We start from the raw sequence: 18801 nt of genomic DNA on the forward strand, positions 1-18801 counted from the left end.
AGGTCAGCTTATGCTGACCTTTCCTTTTAATAAAGTATGCGACAGTCGATTATAAAACCGCTGCAATGCCTTTACACAGAGGGCCCATATTTGACTTCGTCATACCAGCAACACTGATTCGGCCAGAACCGACAATGTAAATACCGAACTCTTCTTTAAGGCGGTTAACTTGCTCTTTAGAAAGACCAGAGAAAGAGAACATACCATTTTGACGTTCGATGAAACTAAAGTCTGCGTCCACACCCTCTGCTTTTAGTGTCGCTACAAACAGTTCACGCATTTCTTGAATGCGGTCACGCATTTCTGCTACTTCAGCTTCCCATTCCGCACGCATTTCGGCGTTGCCAAGAATGTGAGTCACGACAGCGCTGCCGTGTGCAGGTGGGTTAGAGTAGATAGAGCGAATAATGGCTTTAACTTGAGAAAAAGCGGTTGTTGCGACTTCTTCTGACTCAGCTACTAACGTGAAGGCACCTACGCGTTCATTGTATAGGCCAAAGTTTTTCGAGAAAGAGCTCGCGACTAGGATTTCTTTGTTGTATTTAGCAAAAGTACGAAGACCTGCAGCATCTTCTTCCACACCTTTAGCAAAGCCTTGGTAGGCGAAGTCGAACAGAGGAAGCAATTTCTTCTCTGCGACAAGTTTCGCCAATGTTTCCCATTCTTCAGCCGTAGGATCGATCCCTGTAGGGTTGTGACAGCAGCCGTGTAGAAGCACGATGTCGCCTTCAGATGCAGATTGCAGATCATTTAGCATCGCATCGAAGTCTTTGTCTTTTGTTTCAGCATTGTAGTAGCTGTATTGTGCCGTTTCGATACCAGCAGCAGTAAATACGCCGTTGTGGTTCGCCCATGTTGGGTTGCTGATCCAGATCTTTACATCGCCTAGTTGACGTTTAATAAACTCGCCGGCAACACGTAGTGCACCAGTACCACCCGGAGCTTGAGCTGTTTTAGCGCGTTTTTCGTTTACAATTTCTGCATCAGAGCCGAAAAGCAGTTTTTGCACTGCAATGCCGTACTCTGCTGTGCCTTCGATGGTTAGGTAAGATTTGGTTTTTTCAGTTTCAACAAGTGCTGCTTCAGCTTTCTTTACTGTCGCAAGAACGGGAGTTTCGCCTTGCTCGTTTTTGTAAATACCTACGCCAAGGTTAATTTTGTCTGCGCGAGCATCTTTTTTAAACTCTTCAGTAAGGCCAAGAATAGGGTCAGCCGGAGCGGCAACTACTTTTTCAAACATAATCTTCATCCATGTTAATCGAAGGGGTGTGCTAACATTTATACCTTTCAGCAATATTGGTTACAACCGTTACTGAAAAGAAAACCTAAAAAAGTTGCGATTTGAAACAGAATTCTAACATAACTAAAGTTTTTGCCATGAAAACGTTTGGTAGGCACAGAGTTTGAAGGGCATTTATGCCATGGTTGGAGAAGTTTTGCACACATCCCAATCGTTTCAATTCAGTGCTTTGCGTTAACGCGTTTATAATTGTCTAGTGAGGATTTGTTGAGACAAAAACGCCCCACCAAAGGTGGAGCGTTTACTGTTAGAAGTATGGATATCGGTTGGGATTATTTCTTCAGATTGATTTCCGACTCAACCGCATTGGTTTCGATGTCAGGGTTAGAAGAAAGTTTTTCAGTCGCCCAGTCGTTCATATGCTTTAAGATCGCTTTTAATGCGTGCTTTTCGGTTGGTACTTCTGTCTTTTCAACTTCAAGTTTTTGCTTCGGATGCGTACCCGTCGCATCTTCCGCAACGTGTAGCCAATCTGGGTGCCAGTAATAAGGTTGGCCGGAAGGAGAGCTCCAAGAATGTACGCCGTTGGATTCACCTTTGTATTTAATATCTTCTTCGTTGTATTTCGCCATTATTGTTTTCTCTCATAATCCATGAGTTGAGGTGTGCATCACCATTACTATTTAAATGTAACAGATGTAATGAAAATTAATGTGATAACAATCGACTTATTTTGCCCTTTGAACGCTATAGAAGATGCGTACTTCTCATTCAGGAGAATTTACTATTTGGCAGGTTTTAGCTTTATTTGTGTTTAAAGCATACGACGATGGATTCGCCTACCTAATGCTATTCTTGAACGGTGATAGAGCCTAAACTACTCGTCATTCAAGTGTTTGAGAATCGCCGCTTTTGCATGCTCTTCTGTCGCTGTTTCTCCATCAGGGACTTCAAGGTCAGCCTTTTTGTGTTCACCCAAAGCATCTTCAGCGATATGCAGCCAATCAGGATGCCAATAATAAGGGGTGGTACTGCCAGGATGGTCCCAACTATGTACACCTTTATGTTTTCCGCGATACGAGAGATCGTCCATTGTAAAAACTTTCATCGCTTCCTCCTGATTTAAAGACCGTAGCTCGAAGTGAGTTTAACGAACTCAGTCCAACGTAAAACCTTGGCTTTTAGATATTGCAAAGATGTGAGGCAATATGTGTGTAACAGTCAAAGTATGGGATATAAACGCTCACTTCGTGGCTGAAATATCTATTGATAAGCTTGATAAATTACGTTGCTAAATTGAATACTCCCATATCAGAATGCTGGCGCGAAGTATGCTATGGTGCGGCTGTAAGTGAAATGAGGGAAACATGAACCGATACCGTCAACTGGCTGAGCTGTTCAAAACGCAGATTCAGCAAAATACATGGAGAGCAGGGGAAAAGCTGCCATCAGTGCGTGTAACAAGCCGAAACCATTCTGTCAGCGCAGGTACGGTATTACAAGCTTATCAGCTGCTCGAAGCACAAGGTTGGGTCGCAGCGAAACCTCAGTCTGGATACTTTGTGACTGCGGAGTTGGACCGCTTCGAACCGAGTTCTCCAGCCACTTCCGTTTATCGCTCTAGCATCAACGATGAACTTTACGACTACCTCAAAAATCAGGCCTCACCGAATGCGGTGAAGTTTGGCTCCGCGTTTCCAGACCCTGCATTGTTCCCATTAGAAGCGCTAAACCGCAACCTAGCCAGCTCAGGCAGGAAGATGGGGGCAGAGACGTTATTGGATAACTTGCCGCCGGGCTGTGAGTCTCTACGCCGTTTGATTGCTCAACGGTACATCCAACAAGGTATGGTGTTTACCCATGATGATATTGTCGTTACTTCTGGCGCATTAGAAGCGTTGAATTTGAGCCTTCAGGCCGTGACCCAGCCTGGAGATACTGTTGTAGTTGAATCACCGACGTTTTATGGCGCACTTCAAGCGATTGAACGTTTAGGTCTAAAGGCGATAGAAATAACGGTGGATCCGTTAACTGGACATTCAGTGGATCAAATTGAAGCGACTTTTGCCGGCAATGATGTTCGCGCATGTTGGTTAATGACTAACTTTCACAATCCAACAGGAACTTTATTAAGTGACGGGCAGAAGCAACGTATCGTCGAACTGGCTGACAAATACGATGTGTACTTGATCGAAGATGATGTGTATTCAGAGCTTTATTTTTCTGAAAAAAAGCCAAGCTCACTTAAAGCTTTTGATACACAAGAGCGCGTGTTGCATTGTGGATCATTTTCAAAAAGCCTTTGCCCTGGCTATAGGCTGGGCTGGGTGGTAAACAAACGCTTCAATGAGCAACTTCAAAAGCTGCAACTTATCTCGACGTTGTCAGGCAGTGCACCAATCCAGCAGGGTATCGCGCATTACTTGCAAAACGATAGTTATGATAGCCATCTTAGAAAACTGCGAAAGAATCTTGAGCAGCGGCAATTGGCGTTTATTGAACTGGTTGATAAGTACTTTCCCCAATCGATTCGTTACACGCAACCGGAAGGCGGCTATTTTCTTTGGATAGAACTGCCGAAAACAAAGTGCGGAAAAGCGATTTATCAGAAGTTATTGGAAGCGAACATCACTGTAGCATTTGGTCAGTTGTTTTCTGTCGCTCCAAATTATGAGAACTACCTGAGGCTTAATACATCGTTACCTGTAAATGATGAATTAGAACAAGCCGTGAAGACGGTCGGAGAATTACTTCATTAGCCAACTGTTTACCTGTTTTTTGCTCAAACTGTATCAGTGGACGATACCGAAGCTGTGTTTCAATCATGGGCAGACAACCATTTAGGTTAGGAGCCGTAATGAAAAAGCAGTTGGTAAAGCATGAACTTAGGTTGATGGGTGTTGCTATTTTTAGCGCATTTTTGTTGGTTTTTGCACACTTGATATTGGCGAAATCTTTTTCTCATATGGTTTGGACGGAATACACTGCTGCCGTTATCCCATTTGTGATGTTTGGCTTGTGTGTGGTTGGAGTAAAATACGCAGCGCGAGCAGATGAGGATGACGACGAAAATAACAACTAGAGTGCATACATCGGTTGCTAGAAAATCATTCGTACAAAATAAAAGACCTCCACATGGGAGGTCTTTTTAATTCCATATCACTAAAAAGTGATTAGAAGTTCGCAGAGCGAGGAGTACGTGGGAATGGGATCACGTCACGAACGTTGCCCATACCAGTTACGTAAGATACTAGGCGCTCGAAGCCCAGACCGAAGCCTGCGTGTGGCACTGTACCGTATTTACGTAGGTCGCGGTACCAGCTCATATGTTCAGGATCGATACCCACTTCACGCATACGTGCATCTAGAATGTCTAGGCGCTCTTCACGCTGAGAACCACCGATGATTTCGCCGATGCCCGGTGCTAGAACGTCCATCGCTGCAACTGTTTTACCGTCATCGTTAGCACGCATGTAGAATGCTTTAATGTCTTTCGGGTAGTTCTTAACGATTACAGGTGCTTTGAAGTGTTCTTCAGCAAGGAAACGCTCGTGCTCAGAAGACATATCGATACCCCATTCAACTGGGAATTCGAACTCACGACCTGAATCAAGAAGGATCTGGATTGCGTCAGTGTAGTCAACTTGCGCGAAGTCAGAAGAAACGAACTGCTCTAGACGAGTGATTGCTTCTTTGTCGATGCGTTGAGCGAAGAACTCAAGGTCATCGCGACACTCTGCAAGCACTGCTTTAAACACGTACTTGAGCATGTCTTCAGCCAGTTTCGCTACATCATCCAGTTCTGCGAACGCAACTTCAGGCTCAACCATCCAGAATTCTGCTAGGTGGCGGCTTGTGTTTGAGTTTTCAGCACGGAAAGTAGGGCCGAAAGTGTAAACTTTGCTTAGCGCACAAGCGTAAGCTTCTGCGTTTAGCTGACCAGATACGGTTAGGAACGTCTCTTTACCGAAGAAGTCTTCGTTGTAGTCCACTTTACCAGCGTCAGTGCGAGGAAGGTTTTCCATGTCTAGCGTAGATACGCGGAACATTTCACCAGCGCCTTCAGCATCTGAAGCCGTGATCAACGGCGCAGATACCCAGAAGTAACCTTGCTCGTGGTAGAAGCGGTGGATTGCTTGAGATAGGCAGTTACGTACACGTGCTACTGCACCGATTACGTTTGTGCGCGGACGTAGGTGCGCAACTTCACGTAGGTACTCGATTGAGTGACGAGTTTTTGCCATTGGGTAAGTTTCAGCATCTTCAACCCAACCAACCACTTTAACGTCAGTGGCAGCAAGTTCGAAGTCTTGACCCTTTGCAGGAGATTCAACAATCTTACCAGTTACTTCAACAGAGCAGCCAGTCGTTAGCTTTAATACTTCGTCTTCGTAATTATTAAGATTATTTGGGACCACGGCCTGAATCGGGTCGAAACAAGAGCCGTCATATATGGCAAGGAAAGAGATTCCAGCTTTGGAATCACGACGTGAACGGATCCAGCCACGAACAGTCACTTCGCTGTCTACTGCTAGCTGACCTTTCAATACGTCTGATACAGGCGCGTAAGTCATGTTTTCAATATTCTCCATTGAGGTAAAAATTCAACTCAACGCTTACTTAAAGTACTTGTCTAATAACATTTTTGTTCAAAAAACAAGCTAAGCGCTGAGTTGGGTAGCATTTTACAGATTCAACGAGACATATTACCTGTCAATTCGCTCGCATCAACCTTTATATTCGTTTTGATGGGGAGAATCTCTCTATTTATTCACTCTTTTGTGCTCTGAAAGTGTGAATTGGTTTAGTAATTGCTCTAAACGTTCGGATAGATGCTCTAAATCAACACTAATATCACGCGTGTGCGATGCTGATTGCGATGTGTCGTTAGCATGCAGTGTGATCACATCTATTTTAGATTGAATATGCTGACTTACATCAGATGTGGTTTGCGTCTGGTTTTGGATATCTTCTGCATGTCTGAGCACTTGGCGCATTTCGTCAACAACGTTATGCATTGTGGCTGATAGTGCCTCGACATCGACAGAGCGTTGATGAGCAAACTGGCAGACGGTATCAACAGAAGTTAATGACTCTTCACTTCCTTGCTGGAATTGAGAAATGATATGTTCAATATTACCAGTGGCCTCAGCCGTCCTAGAAGCCAGGTTACGCACTTCTTCCGCGACGACCGCAAAACCGCGCCCTTGCTCTCCGGCACGGGCGGCTTCAATAGCAGCATTCAACGCGAGCAGATTGGTTTGTTCTGCAATACCCTTAATAACCACAAGAATGGACGACACTTCTTCGGTTCTTTGGTTTAGAGAGCTGATTTTTTCCCGTACGGTATCAATGTTACTTACTAGTTGTTTGATGTCTTCACTTACATTGTGTGCTTGGCTTGCACTATGAGTGGCGACATCAACGGTGTGATTGACCAAAACAGTAGCGTTGTTAGTCGAGTCCTCAACAGCAGTTTGTTGCTGCAGCATATCGGTGATATTGCTTTGTACTTCGCTGGTCTCTAGCTGTTGGTTATTGGCCGCTTTATCTGTGGACTGCGCGACAGCAGTTAGTTTACTCGCGGAGTCGGCAAGTGAGTGAGAGGTGTCTTGCACACGTTCTAAGCTTTCGGAGACCGTGTCCATGAATGAATTGATGGCTGTAGAAAGTTGGCCCACTTCATCCTGTTGGTGATGCATCAGTCGTTGAGATAGATCTTTACTATGGCTCACATTCGACATGAATTTCGACGTTCTTTGAATTGGTCGTACAATGATTTTCTGAATCAAACTCATCGTTATGATGAAGCCCACAAATGCGATTACGGCCATTATTCCCATCGCAAACATTGCCTGTTTACTGATCATTGAATTGACATGATTCATGTTGTATTCCAAGCGAATCGCGCCCAACACTTCTCCTGCTGGTGCAACGTGGCAAGAAACGCAGTTGGTGCCACGGTAATTTTCGCTCGATTTCATTGGTAGTGCGACTACTAACCCTTTGCCCCAATCGGCTGAGATTGGTTCAATCACCAGTTCACCATTCAACGCTCGTTGATCAATATCATCGACAGGCTGCTGGTTTTGTTGCCCAGGTCCGTAAAGTTTGGTCACAGTATCAGCTCGCAACACGCGAACTGCTTCAATGCCTTCTTGGGCCAGGGCCTTTTGACGTAAGGTTTCTTTTTGCGACATGGTGCCCGTAAGCATCATCATATTTAGGCTATCGAAATAATTACTAGCCTTATCATGGAGTTGTTCACTAAGAACATCATTGATTAAGGTTTTTTGTTGATGGTATTGGTAAGCCGTAGAGGCAGCTAGAACGCAGCTGAAGACAGCAATTAACGCCAGTAAGAGCTTAAAAGTGATAGTTGAGCGCATAAATTTATAAGTGTAATTGGAACGAACTGCACAATATTAATGTGCACAAATGCGCACTGCGAACAACGAAATGAATGATTGTGACCCCACACATGTTGGGGATATGTAATTGTGATGTGAGTGCTGTGTAATCAAATGTTTGGCGCGTGACAGAAATACGGCGCTTTGGTGTGAGTGATAGCAAAGAGGCCGGGAACCAGCGGAAGTTTTTGCTACGCTTGTATGGGGTAACGCTTGTCTCTTGGCAGCGAATTCCTTAGTATTGCCTGTCTTTTTAAAGCCTGAGAATCAAGATGAAAACAGAATTATACAAAGAGTTTATGTTCGAAGCAGCACACCATTTGCCACACGTACCAGAAGGTCACAAGTGTGGTCGTTTGCACGGACACTCTTTCCTTGTTCGTCTTTATGTAGAAGGTGAAGTTGATCCACATACAGGTTGGGTAGTGGATTTTGCAGAGATCAAAGCTGCATTTAAACCAATTTACAATCGCTTAGACCATTACTACCTAAACGACATTGAAGGGTTAGAGAACCCGACTAGCGAAGTGTTAGCAAAATGGATTTGGCAGCAGCTTAAGCCAAGCTTACCACAGCTAAGTAAAGTAGAAATCAAAGAAACGTGCACAGCGGGTTGTATTTACAAAGGCGAATAAGTCACTTTCTATTGAGCATTAAACAAAGGCAAGCGAGAAGCTTGCCTTTGTTGTATCTGAATGGCCCAATTTTGATTATGCTTCACCAGCTAGCTTAATGGGTGTCGTAGAATCCATTCTTTTTCATTATCACCCAATGTTGTTTCCTCTGTATTAATGAATCCGCACGCATCAAGAAAACTGATAGCGTATTGCTGACTTTGTGGGACAGTGGCGCAAAGAGAGGTGCTTTTAGGGTTAATGGTATACGCATAAAGGAACAGTTTACGCAATGCCTCACTCCCAACCCTTTGACGTTGAAAACGTTGATCAATCATCAAGTATTTAAGCTCCAGTTCGTATCGTTTAGCAAACGGCGCATGTTGGGAGAAACCTTTATCGATAACAAGATAGCCTACTAATAGGTCATCAGAATAAATCGTAAAGAACGCCTCTGACTTACTACGTTTTTGATAAGCCATTTCAAACGGCGTAAAAAATCCTTTTTGCTCTTCTTGCACATCCAATTGCATCAAACTTGAAAAATCTTTCAGTTTGGTGGGTTTAATCGCAATCATCGCTCAATCACAAATTGGCGGCATACCTTTATGCCACCACGAGTTTTTATAGAGTATTAAATCTATTTTAAGTAACTAACCGAGTGAAGAAAAGCTAGCAATGAAGAGGGTAATAATAACCTTGGTGAATGTATGCGCCCAATGTTGTGAGTAAGTGAGCACTGTCTGCCGTTTCTACGCCTTCAACAATGACCGTGCAGCGATACGTATTGCCCATAGCAATTAACTGACGCAAGGTTTCTATCTTTTTATCATCAGTTTTTAGGCCAATAACAAATTCTCGGTCGATTTTGAGGTAGTCCGGATTCAGCTTGCTGATAAGCGCCACATTATTATTACCGGTGCCAAAGTCATCAATACTGATTTTACAATCCAGAGCTTTTAGTTTCGCGACATTGCCATAAATCTCAGAGGTATAGTACATCGATGCATTTTCTGTGATTTCGATTGTCAGCAAACGGCAATCCCGATTAGATAGCTCTCTATATAGGATTGAAAAGTTACGCCCTCGCAGCAAAGAAGGACAAACGTTAATGCTGATAGGGATGGGCAACGCTTTTTGTTTGGTGTAGATGGAATCAATCACCAGTAAGGTATGAGTTAGCAGCAATCCATTGCGGATCAGTGTTTCAATAAACCGTTGCGTATTTTTTACCTTAAACCGGGAGAGGGCTTCGTAGTGCACAATCTTTTGTGCCGAAGTGTTATAAATCGGTTCCAGTTTTATTTTGAATTGTCGAATTGCGCACAAGTAAGCCATAAAGGCTTGTAGGGAGCGGTGACGCAGTATAATGAGAAAAAGTAAGCTCAGTAGAATGATACTTTGAAACGGTCCAGAGATGTAATACACCTCTTTATAGCCACTATTCTTTACGTGATAATTGAAGAAGCGTTCATTGGTGTTACCAATCTCTAACGATGTTCCGGTATTCGTTGATAGCTTCATACCGGAAAGAAAAAAACGTGAAATATGATTTTCAACATTGTCGGATAAGTTAATGTTTTTAACACGAACCAAAACAGTTGCGTTATTTAAGTCAAATGATTGGGTAGTGTAATTGCTATTGTTACTCCACTCTTCAAACGCTTTTTTGCTGACAGGGACAACGGTTTCTGGAGTGACTAAGCATCGAATATTGAAACGATCTAGCATCATGCTCGATTCCACCAACTTCACATTATCAAATAGTGACTTCAGTTCGCTTTCATTAGCAAAGCAACTCCTGCGGGAAAGGTTCTCTGCAATTTCGAAGGCGTTATCCAGATAATTATGTTTAACGATGCTGTTTATCGCGTAGTAACAGATAGCAAAGAAAATGATCGCAGTGATCAACACAACCCACATTGCTTCTGAATAGATCTTTTTATTACGCAGGCAAATACGAAGCGCTTTGCGAAGACTATTGGTTGTGTATTGATTGATCTTCTGTTGATGTTCGATGCCATTCTGATGGTTGTTTTGCATAGTAAAAGGGATGAAGTATCCGGTCCGGTGAATGTTTTCGATAATGTTTTTGTTAGTGGTTAAATGTTCTTCCGTGAGCTTGCGAAATTTCTTTCTTAGAGCGGCCACCGCGTTTTTAAAGCCATTTTCAGGCAGTGTCATTTTGTATTGTTGAGTGATTTTGCTTTCTATTAACCGCTGACTAATCGGCGTATTTAAACTGCCGTATGTGGCGATAGTTGACAGAATGGCGTACTCATTTGGGTTGACAGGAATGGAGTGGTGGAGTGACTGATTGAGCTCTAGAGATATTTCGTTTTCGGACAAGCAAACGCAGATTTGGTTTCCAATTTCAAACCTAATCATGTGTTGATGTGCTCCAAGTTTAATTTTTGGCTACGTTATCAATAAAGCTAGGGAAGAGATGTGATTTTTTACTGAGATATCCATAATATTTGGATATATTCAACGTTTTAGGTTTTTTTTACTTGTCCTGATAACGCATTCTCCTGGGTTTTTGGGGTATAAAAAAACCCGAGCATAAACTCGGGTTTTGATTGGTATTCAGAAAGGCGTGTTAGCAAATCACTTTGATTGCTAGACCACCTTGAGATGTTTCGCGGTATTTCGCGTTCATGTCTTTACCTGTTTCTAGCATGGTTTCGATAACCTTATCTAGAGAAACAGTTGGAGCTGAAGAGCGACGTAGTGCCATGCGAGTAGAGTTGATTGCTTTTACTGCCGCAATACCGTTACGCTCGATACATGGAACCTGAACCTGACCTGCAACTGGGTCACACGTTAGACCTAAGTTGTGCTCCATCGCGATTTCTGCTGCCATACATACTTGCTCTGGGCTACCACCCATAAGCTCAGCAAGGCCTGCTGCTGCCATAGAACATGCCACGCCAACTTCACCCTGACAACCAACCTCTGCACCAGAGATAGACGCGTTGCGCTTGTAAAGACCACCGATTGCGCCAGAAGCCGCAAAGTAACGGATGTAATCTTTTTCAGTCACAGTTTGGATGAACTTATCGTAGTAAGCCAGTACCGCAGGGATGATGCCACACGCACCGTTTGTTGGTGCTGTAACAACGCGGCCACCTGCTGCGTTCTCTTCGTTTACTGCGAAAGCAAACATGTTTACCCAATCAACAACAGACATTGGGTCGTTTGTTGTCTTTTCTGAAGTAAGTAGCTGCTGGCGAAGTGCTGCTGCACGGCGAGGCACGCGTAGTGGACCAGGCAAAATACCTTCTTCATTCATACCGCGATCCATACACTCGCGCATTGTGCGCCAGATGTTCGCGAAATAAGTACGAGTTTCTTCATCTGAATGAAGCGCATGCTCATTCTTCATGGTTAGTGCGCTGATGGACAATCCACTTTCATGGCATTGGTTAACCAGTTCCTCTGCCGTTGTAAACGGGTAAGGTACTTTTACTGGGTTCTCAGCTTCTTTACCGAAATTTTCTTCATCAACGATGAAACCACCGCCGATAGAGTAGTAAGTTTTTGAGTACGCTTTTTCGTCATCAATCCAAGCGTGGATCTGCATGCCGTTTTCGTGTAGCTCTAGGTTTGTTTTGTGGAAGTTCATTCCACCTTCACGTGGGAACGATACTGTGTGACAGTGCATGCCAACAGGAAGGCGTTCAGTTTCTTCTACACGAGCGATAAAGCCCGGGATAGAATCGATATCAACTTTCTCAGGAGTGTTGCCTGCAAGACCCATGATGATAGCAATATCTGTGTGGTGACCTTTCCCTGTCAGTGATAGTGATCCATAAACGTCAACGGTGATTTTAGTGATGTCGCGCAGTTTTCCCATTGCACGAAGATCATCAATAAACTCTTTACCCGCTTTCATTGGGCCTACAGTGTGTGAGCTTGAAGGTCCAACACCGATTTTATAGATATCAAAAACACTAATCATATCGATTACCTCAGAAGAAAGCCTCCCAAGGGGAGTTGGGAGGCTTAATTTTATCGTTATATTTTTGGATTAATCATACTGCACTGGGCAGAGATGATTAAAGAGCGCCGTAGATTACAGAACTAATTGCAGCAAGACCACAGATTGCTGTGAAAATTTGCACAGGTGCTGAAGTTTTGTACTTAGCCATCGCAGGAACTTTTTGCATTGCGAAGATTGGCATCAAGAATAGGATTGCCGCAATCATCGGTGCACCCATTGTTTCAATCATACCTAGGATGCTTGGGTTAACGATAGCAACGATCCAAGTTGTGATTACAATGAAGATTAGAGACATCTTCTCGATCTTGCTTACTGGTGATTTTGAACGAGATTTCACTAGACCAACTAGACCTTCGTGCGCACCTAAGAAGTGGCCAAAGTAGCTAGAGGTGATCGCTGCGAAAGCAACCAATGGACCCATGTAAGAGATCAGTGGAGATTCATGCACGTTTGCTAAGTAAGAAAGAACAGAGATGTTTTGCTCTTGCGCTGTTGCTAGTTGCTCTGGAGACAGAGAAAGTACAACAGAGAAAACGAAGAACATAACAAAGCCCATCAGCATCATTGCTGCGCCACCAGTGATAGCGTCAGTTTTCTTAACTGCGTCATCACCATATACACGACGTTGCTCTTTAGAGAACTGAGAAATGATTGGGCTGTGGTTGAAAGAGAACACAATAACAGGGATTGCTAGCCAAACGATAGCTGGCATTGCACCCCAGTCAGGTGACACTTCCATCATTGAAGTGTTCCAACCAGGAATTAGGTATACAGACAGTGCTAGTAGGATGAACACGAGAGGGTAAACCATTGCTGAAGTTGCTTTCAGCATAAGCTCTTTACCGAATACTACGCCTGCTGTCATTGCAGCAATAAGTGCACCAGAAAGTAGCCAGCGAGGAATAGATTCCATGCCCATTTGGTTAACTAGGAAAGAGTCAACTGTGTTTGTGATACCAACACCGTAGATAAGTACGATTGGGTAGATAGCGAAGAAGTAAGCGAACGTAATAAGGTTTGCGCCAGTCTTACCAAAGTGCTCTTCTACTGTGTCGGTGATGTCCGCTTCAGGGTTTTTCGCAGAAAGAACGAAACGAGCTAAAGATTTGTGTGCGAACCAAGTCATTGGTGCTGCGATTAGGGCTAGGATTACTAATGGCCAAAAGCCACCTGCACCTGCTTTAATAGGAAGGAACAGTACACCTGCACCTACTGCCGTACCAAAAAGGGACAGACACCAGGTAAAGTCTTTGTAAGAAAACTTACTAGACGATTGTGCGGTAGAAACCGCAGAAGTAGTTGTATTCATTTTTTAGTTACTCATTTTGGGAACAGGAAATAAGTCGGGAGTAATTTTGCAAGATTTTACACTAGGAAAATTAGATCTAAATCATTTATTGCTTACGCTTATTGAATGATATGTCAAAAACCTGCTTTTTATCACGAAAATGATGTGCTACTCGTGATTTCTGCTAATGAGTAAAATTAGAAAAACTTATCAATAGGGCTGTTTGTATAAATTTATTTCACCGCAAGCGTTTGCGGTGAAAATGGAAAATTAATCTAATGTGAATGAATGTTTATGAAGCAACGTTTTATTAATATTGATGCGCATAATGATCGCGCCTATAAAAGCACCGATATCAACAACTGTTTAATGTGAAATAATATGTTTTTGCATTGATTCGATAATTTGTGCCGTCATGCCCCAGATGAAATGCTGTCTATATGGGATAGCAAATACACGATGACTGCTTCTTTTTAGGTCAAATTTGGTGCTATACAATTTTTTGGGGTTCAGAATATGGTTGGCAGGAACCTCAAAAACTGACTCTACTTCATTTGGGTCAATATGCGTTTTATATTCCGGAGAAACAAAAGCCAAAAAAGGTGTCACATTAAATTGACTAATCGTTGGTAGTGTAGGCAGTTGACCAAACACATGAATATGCTCATCTTCTATCCCAACTTCTTCTTTGGTTTCCCTTAAAGCGGTATTCACGAGCTGAATATCTTCCTGCTCATATTTGCCACCGGGAAAGCTGATTTGTCCCGGATGATGGCGTAAGTGGGCTGCACGCTTAGTCAGAATGACTTGTAACCCGTCATCGCGTTCCACAAAACCGATTAAGACTGCCGCATCTCTCAGGGACTTTTCTTTCATCCATTTCAGTCGTGCAAGGGACTCTTTGTGGTAGCCCGTTGGAAGCCGAAATTGAAAGTTCTGTAGTAAATGAGTTTTGTCGATAACCAAACTGAGTCCTTATTTATCGTGCCTAACCATTATTTATTATACTCAAAGACGGCAAAGCGTATGGCGTTATCGTTACTGGTTACCAAATAAAACATTCGCATTAAAGCACTCGCCAGCACTTTCCCTCTTTGTGTTGTGTGTCTCACTCTGCTTGAACATATTAATTTGAAACTTATAAGGTTATACACCATTCTTTATTTTAGGACGTCACTATAGGGCAAGCATTGGCCAATGAAAGGGATTATTTTCACCGAGTTCATGGAGTTAGTAGAAGAGAAATTCGGTCTTGATGTGTTAGACCAAGTTCTCGATCTTTCTAACGATGAAGGTGTTTACACCGCTGTTGGTAGTTACGATCACAAAGACTTGGTTAAGTTGATCGTGAATCTCAGTAAAGTATCTGGTGTTCCCCCCGAGCAACTGCAAGAAGTGTTTGGAGAGTGCGTCTTTTTGAATTTACTTCGCTCCATTCCTAGTCACGCCAGTTTGCAACAGTGTGAAACGACGTTTCAATTTGTTCGCCATGTTGAAGACTTTATTCATGTCGAAGTTAAGAAGCTCTATCCTGATGCTAACCCTCCGCAATTTGATTTCATTAGTGAAAACCAATCCCAATTGGTATTTGACTACCACAGCGCAAGATGTATGTCTCACGTATGCTTAGGGTTGATAAAAGGTTGTGCTGCACATTTTGGTGAGGTAGTTCATATCAAACATCAAAATCAGTCAGAAGATGGTAGCAAAGTACGTTTTTGGTTAGAGGCTCAATAAGAACGATATGACGGGAAGTTCCTCATTAGAAAGGAAACTCAAACGAGAAGTTGCATCAAGAAAAGCAGCTGAGCAGCTGTTGGAACAGAAAAGCTTAGAGTTATATGAATCCAACCAGCAACTCAGTGTTGCATTGAAAAAGCTAGAGCTGAAATCTAAAAAGGATCTTCGTAAGTTTGAGTTTGAAGAGCAAATTGATGCCACGTTGATTAAGTTCGGTCGTACTTTTTTATCGAGCACGTTCGATGAAGCAATGATAGCGAGCTTTATTGAGCAGCTCACTTCTAACTCGATCATTTCTGCGGCTTACTTGTTTCTTGACGCTACAAAGCTGAGCTCATTGCGTCGTCATCACTTTGGTCACTTACAGCTTCGTCATAACAACGAGATTTTCACCACTCCTAATTGGCAGGGAGAGAATTTGCATTTGCCAGTTATCATTGATGGAGAAACGGTTGGGGAGTTGATTTTCTCTGTGTTGCAAGATCAAATCGATCAGTCTTTTATTTCCAAACAGATGGAGCTCGTGTCTGACTTAGTTCATGGTGTTATTGGTCGACACTTAAGTTTAGAGCGAGAGGTCGAGCTGAGAAAGCGGGCTGAGGAATCAGAAAAAGCGACGAAGGAGTTTGTCGCCATGATTAACCATGAGCTGCGAACTCCTCTCAATGGCGTATTGGGTAGTGCGGAGTTATTGAGTCGAACCCAATTAGAAGAAGAGCAGCGTCAATACTTGAGCAATCTGACTCAATCAGGGGACTTATTGAGAGTTATCATTAATGATCTTCTTGATTTCAGTAAGATGAATGCCGGTATGATGGAAATCATACATAAAGTCTTTGCCTGGGAGGAACTTGAAAAAGCCATCATGGGTGTATTTGCAGCTAAGGCTGCGGAAAAACGTATCCATTTCTCTATCGACAAAAAGCTGGGGATCCCGGAATTTTTAGTCGGTGACTTAGAGCGCATTACACAAATTTTGGTTAACTTGGTGGGAAACGCGATTAAGTTTACTCACTTGGGTGGCGTCGTGTTACGGGTGGAATGGCTTAACGGCACGGCTTATTTTGAGGTTGAAGACACTGGTATTGGCATCCCAATAAAAGCACAGCCGTCACTATTTGATCCATTTGTCCAAGTTGATCGCTCGGCGAAACGCAGCTTTGAAGGCTCAGGTTTAGGTCTCGCGATTTGTAAAAACCTTGTGGATTTGATGCAAGGTCAAATTAGCTTTGAAAGTGAAGAGCGCAAAGGGACAACTTTTAAAGTTGCTATTCCTCTTGAGGAAGGGCAAGCACAAGGCACAGCAGAGGGGGAATTGGTCACCATAGAGCGAAGCGATTTAGCAGGACGCTCAATATTAGTGGTTGATGACATCAGAATGAATCAAGTCATTGTTACTCAAATGCTGAAAAAACTCGACATTACACCTGATTTAAAAGCCAACGGCAAAGAAGCATTAGAAGCGGTGAAAAGTAAAGACTACGAACTGATATTCATGGACTGCCGAATGCCAGAAATGGATGGCTATGAGGCGACGATGTATCTGAGAGAGCGTGGCTTTACTCATCCTATTATTGCATTAACCGCTGGCACTACCATCGAAGAGCGTCAAAAGTGTATTGATTCAGGCATGGACGACATCCTCACTAAGCCGTACACCGCAACCGATATCGAACAGATTATGTGTAAGTGGCTTGAGCAGTAGACGCTGCCTCTTAAAAAGTATGTTTGTTGGCCAACGGCTAAAAGCTAAAGTACATGCAAATAAAACACACAAAAAAGCGCACCACACTGGATAATGCCGATCATTTAACGATGTTTTTTGGGTCATTCTAGCGAGCCTTGGCGAGACTAAGAATCTAGTAGCAGCACGCCGAGCGGATAATGAAACAAATTTGACCACAAAGTGCTTGAATAGAAGAACCTGTATCACGCTCTTTCGTCGCTGTGCAGGGTGATGAGATACAGAAATATGCCACTCGCTGTTAAATGAGCGGCATTATCCGTTCTGGAGGCGTTTTAGATTGTTTTCGTCACTAGCATTAAAGCGGCGTTGTGTGCTGTTGAAACCTACGATTGCAGCGCTGGCAAAATCTTTGAAAGCTTATCCAACGTTTCTTGATACTCAGAGGCGCAATCGCTATCTGCCACGACGCCGCCGCCAGCCCAAGCGTAAAGTTTGTTTTTTTCCGCTACAAGAGTTCGGATAGTAATGCTGGTGTCCATACGACCATGGCGTGAAATGTAGCCAATACTGCCGCAATACGCGCTGCGTCGATGCGGCTCCAGTTCTTCAATAATCTGCATTGCGCGAACTTTAGGTGCGCCCGTAATTGAACCGCCTGGAAAACACGCTCGCAGCAAATCCGCAGGAGCGTATTGTTCATCCAAATTTGCACGAATGGTGCTCACCAAATGATGCACGGCAGGGAAGCTTTCAATATCGAACAGCTTTGGAACGTGAACGCTACCCGGTGATGCAACTCGACCAATATCATTACGCAGCAAATCGACAATCATCAGGTTTTCTGCCTGATCTTTTTCCGCTGTCTGCAAGTCATGGGCATTAGCGTTATCTTGCTTTGGATCTTCGCTGCGTGGTCGAGTACCTTTGATTGGTTTCGTTTCAATGACGTGATCTTTGAGCTCTAAAAAGCGCTCTGGAGAGATACTCAAAATCGAAGACTCAGGCATACGGATAAACGCTGAGAATGGCGCTTGGTTGGCGGACTCCAATTTCAGATACGCTTGCCACTCGCTGCCTTGATACGGTGCGTTAAAGCGCTGCGCCAAATTGATCTGATAACAGTCACCGCTCAACAAGTATTCTTGCACCTTGTCAAAGCGAGTGGCGTAGCTCTCTTTCGTCATGTTTGACTGCCAATCACCAGACAAAGCGAAGTCAACGGTTTGTTCTGCTTTTTGCTCGTTTAACCATTGCCAAGCTTGCTCGATGTTCTGACCGACTAAGCATGCTTTTTTTAGGTGGTGGTCAACAACAACGGCCCATTCATACAGACCTACCGCCATATCCGGCGTGTTGAGGTCCTTTTCTGCCACTTCTGGCATCGTTTCTACGCGGCGACCTAAATCGTAACTGAAGTAACCGAGCGCACCGCCGACAAAAGGCAGATCCAATTCTTTATTTAACTCTACGTGAGGAAGCCACTGTTCTTGCAACTGATGAAGCAGCGCAAATGGGTCATCTTGAGTTGAATAGGCATTCGATGGCGTTTCAACTTGTGTGTTGTCGGCAGTGGTTTCTAACGTTGCAATTGGGTTGGAGACCAACACATCGAAGCGGCTATCGATATGCGTTTCTGATGCAGAACGCAGCAACATCGCCCAAGGCTGGTGTTGAATGCGAGAAAAAAGGTGAAGAGCAAACTCTGGTGCGTATTCCAACGCTTTAAAATCAATGAATTGATTGTCCATGTTGTTCATTTGTGTAATTTGTGACAAAGAGATCGTTCACTGCATGGCATGTCATGGGCAGCAAGAGTATC

At 43.5% G+C, this 18801-nt stretch carries 16 protein-coding genes; 5 read left to right on the forward strand and 11 right to left on the reverse strand.

Annotation, left to right across the window (positions count from 1 at the left end; translation table 11 throughout):
- Positions 1–49: 49 nt before the first annotated feature.
- From R7P64_RS11155 to R7P64_RS11165, 3 genes are all read right to left on the reverse strand, one after another.
- Complete coding sequence (locus tag R7P64_RS11155) at positions 50–1240, reverse strand: amino acid aminotransferase (protein WP_017636105.1); 1191 nt, start codon at positions 1238–1240, stop codon at positions 50–52.
- Positions 1241–1572: 332 nt separating this feature from the next.
- The gene (locus R7P64_RS11160; protein ID WP_005376885.1) at positions 1573–1872 is read right to left on the reverse strand and encodes a hypothetical protein; all 300 of its coding nucleotides are present in this window, start codon (positions 1870–1872) and stop codon (positions 1573–1575) included.
- Between the two features lie 245 nt (positions 1873–2117).
- The gene (locus R7P64_RS11165) at positions 2118–2348 is read right to left on the reverse strand and encodes a hypothetical protein (RefSeq protein ID WP_017636104.1); all 231 of its coding nucleotides are present in this window, start codon (positions 2346–2348) and stop codon (positions 2118–2120) included.
- A gap of 259 nt (positions 2349–2607) precedes the next feature.
- Here R7P64_RS11165 and R7P64_RS11170 point away from each other — a divergent pair, with 259 nt between their 5' ends.
- Together R7P64_RS11170 and R7P64_RS11175 are read left to right on the forward strand one after the other, a co-directional pair.
- Complete coding sequence (locus R7P64_RS11170; protein WP_171344301.1) at positions 2608–3999, forward strand: PLP-dependent aminotransferase family protein; 1392 nt, start codon at positions 2608–2610, stop codon at positions 3997–3999.
- Positions 4000–4097: 98 nt separating this feature from the next.
- Complete coding sequence (locus tag R7P64_RS11175; protein WP_017636102.1) at positions 4098–4322, forward strand: hypothetical protein; 225 nt, start codon at positions 4098–4100, stop codon at positions 4320–4322.
- A 91-nt stretch (positions 4323–4413) separates the two neighbouring features.
- On the opposite strand, the gene asnS is transcribed toward R7P64_RS11175, so the two are convergent.
- On the reverse strand, positions 4414–5814 hold the full coding sequence (asnS, locus tag R7P64_RS11180) for an asparagine--tRNA ligase (RefSeq protein ID WP_017636101.1): 1401 nt from the start codon (positions 5812–5814) through the stop codon (positions 4414–4416).
- 189 nt (positions 5815–6003) lie between these two features.
- A complete protein-coding gene (locus tag R7P64_RS11185; RefSeq protein ID WP_042522778.1) occupies positions 6004–7629 on the reverse strand; it encodes a methyl-accepting chemotaxis protein in 1626 nt (541 codons plus the stop codon).
- Positions 7630–7922: 293 nt separating this feature from the next.
- Between R7P64_RS11185 and queD the strand changes: the two genes are divergently transcribed.
- On the forward strand, positions 7923–8285 hold the full coding sequence (queD, locus tag R7P64_RS11190) for a 6-carboxytetrahydropterin synthase QueD (RefSeq protein ID WP_054577701.1): 363 nt from the start codon (positions 7923–7925) through the stop codon (positions 8283–8285).
- A gap of 89 nt (positions 8286–8374) precedes the next feature.
- Here the strand turns inward: queD and R7P64_RS11195 are convergent, their stop codons facing one another.
- The 5 genes from R7P64_RS11195 to R7P64_RS11215 all read right to left on the reverse strand — a co-directional run bounded on the left by R7P64_RS11195 (position 8375) and on the right by R7P64_RS11215 (position 14521).
- Positions 8375–8842 (reverse strand): GNAT family N-acetyltransferase, encoded by a 468-nt coding sequence (locus R7P64_RS11195; RefSeq protein WP_025767296.1) that lies wholly within the window; start codon positions 8840–8842, stop codon positions 8375–8377.
- A gap of 94 nt (positions 8843–8936) precedes the next feature.
- On the reverse strand, positions 8937–10652 hold the full coding sequence (locus R7P64_RS11200) for an EAL domain-containing protein (RefSeq protein ID WP_054577702.1): 1716 nt from the start codon (positions 10650–10652) through the stop codon (positions 8937–8939).
- A 211-nt stretch (positions 10653–10863) separates the two neighbouring features.
- Positions 10864–12225, reverse strand: coding sequence for an L-serine ammonia-lyase (locus tag R7P64_RS11205; RefSeq protein WP_005376899.1), 1362 nt, complete (start codon positions 12223–12225; stop codon positions 10864–10866).
- Positions 12226–12322: 97 nt separating this feature from the next.
- Positions 12323–13576, reverse strand: coding sequence for an aromatic amino acid transport family protein (locus tag R7P64_RS11210; protein ID WP_005388284.1), 1254 nt, complete (start codon positions 13574–13576; stop codon positions 12323–12325).
- A 345-nt stretch (positions 13577–13921) separates the two neighbouring features.
- Positions 13922–14521, reverse strand: a complete 600-nt coding sequence (locus R7P64_RS11215; protein WP_005376901.1) for a CoA pyrophosphatase — start codon at positions 14519–14521, stop codon at positions 13922–13924.
- Positions 14522–14752: 231 nt separating this feature from the next.
- Between R7P64_RS11215 and R7P64_RS11220 the strand changes: the two genes are divergently transcribed.
- Positions 14753–15292, forward strand: coding sequence for a heme NO-binding domain-containing protein (locus R7P64_RS11220; protein WP_005388282.1), 540 nt, complete (start codon positions 14753–14755; stop codon positions 15290–15292).
- Positions 15293–15299: 7 nt separating this feature from the next.
- Positions 15300–17000 carry an ATP-binding protein gene (locus tag R7P64_RS11225; RefSeq protein WP_005376903.1) on the forward strand — a complete coding sequence of 567 codons (1701 nt, stop codon included), beginning with the start codon at positions 15300–15302 and terminating at the stop codon, positions 16998–17000.
- Between the two features lie 365 nt (positions 17001–17365).
- Here the strand turns inward: R7P64_RS11225 and pabB are convergent, their stop codons facing one another.
- On the reverse strand, positions 17366–18730 hold the full coding sequence (gene pabB / locus R7P64_RS11230; RefSeq protein WP_318123519.1) for an aminodeoxychorismate synthase component I: 1365 nt from the start codon (positions 18728–18730) through the stop codon (positions 17366–17368).
- Between the last annotated feature and the right edge of the window lie 71 nt (positions 18731–18801).

Origin of the sequence: Vibrio sp. 2304 (genome assembly GCF_033339475.1) — a bacterium.
GTDB lineage: Bacteria > Pseudomonadota > Gammaproteobacteria > Enterobacterales > Vibrionaceae > Vibrio > Vibrio alginolyticus.

Coding starts and splice junctions, on each gene's coding strand:
- R7P64_RS11155 (WP_017636105.1), bottom strand. CDS start 1,240: ATGTTTGAAAAAGTAGTTGCCGCTCCGGCTGACCCTATTCTTGGCCTT.
- R7P64_RS11160 (WP_005376885.1), bottom strand. CDS start 1,872: ATGGCGAAATACAACGAAGAAGATATTAAATACAAAGGTGAATCCAAC.
- R7P64_RS11165 (WP_017636104.1), bottom strand. CDS start 2,348: ATGAAAGTTTTTACAATGGACGATCTCTCGTATCGCGGAAAACATAAA.
- R7P64_RS11170 (WP_171344301.1), top strand. CDS start 2,608: ATGAACCGATACCGTCAACTGGCTGAGCTGTTCAAAACGCAGATTCAG.
- R7P64_RS11175 (WP_017636102.1), top strand. CDS start 4,098: ATGAAAAAGCAGTTGGTAAAGCATGAACTTAGGTTGATGGGTGTTGCT.
- asnS (WP_017636101.1), bottom strand. CDS start 5,814: ATGACTTACGCGCCTGTATCAGACGTATTGAAAGGTCAGCTAGCAGTA.
- R7P64_RS11185 (WP_042522778.1), bottom strand. CDS start 7,629: ATGCGCTCAACTATCACTTTTAAGCTCTTACTGGCGTTAATTGCTGTC.
- queD (WP_054577701.1), top strand. CDS start 7,923: ATGAAAACAGAATTATACAAAGAGTTTATGTTCGAAGCAGCACACCAT.
- R7P64_RS11195 (WP_025767296.1), bottom strand. CDS start 8,842: ATGATTGCGATTAAACCCACCAAACTGAAAGATTTTTCAAGTTTGATG.
- R7P64_RS11200 (WP_054577702.1), bottom strand. CDS start 10,652: ATGATTAGGTTTGAAATTGGAAACCAAATCTGCGTTTGCTTGTCCGAA.
- R7P64_RS11205 (WP_005376899.1), bottom strand. CDS start 12,225: ATGATTAGTGTTTTTGATATCTATAAAATCGGTGTTGGACCTTCAAGC.
- R7P64_RS11210 (WP_005388284.1), bottom strand. CDS start 13,576: ATGAATACAACTACTTCTGCGGTTTCTACCGCACAATCGTCTAGTAAG.
- R7P64_RS11220 (WP_005388282.1), top strand. CDS start 14,753: ATGAAAGGGATTATTTTCACCGAGTTCATGGAGTTAGTAGAAGAGAAA.
- R7P64_RS11225 (WP_005376903.1), top strand. CDS start 15,300: ATGACGGGAAGTTCCTCATTAGAAAGGAAACTCAAACGAGAAGTTGCA.
- pabB (WP_318123519.1), bottom strand. CDS start 18,730: ATGGACAATCAATTCATTGATTTTAAAGCGTTGGAATACGCACCAGAG.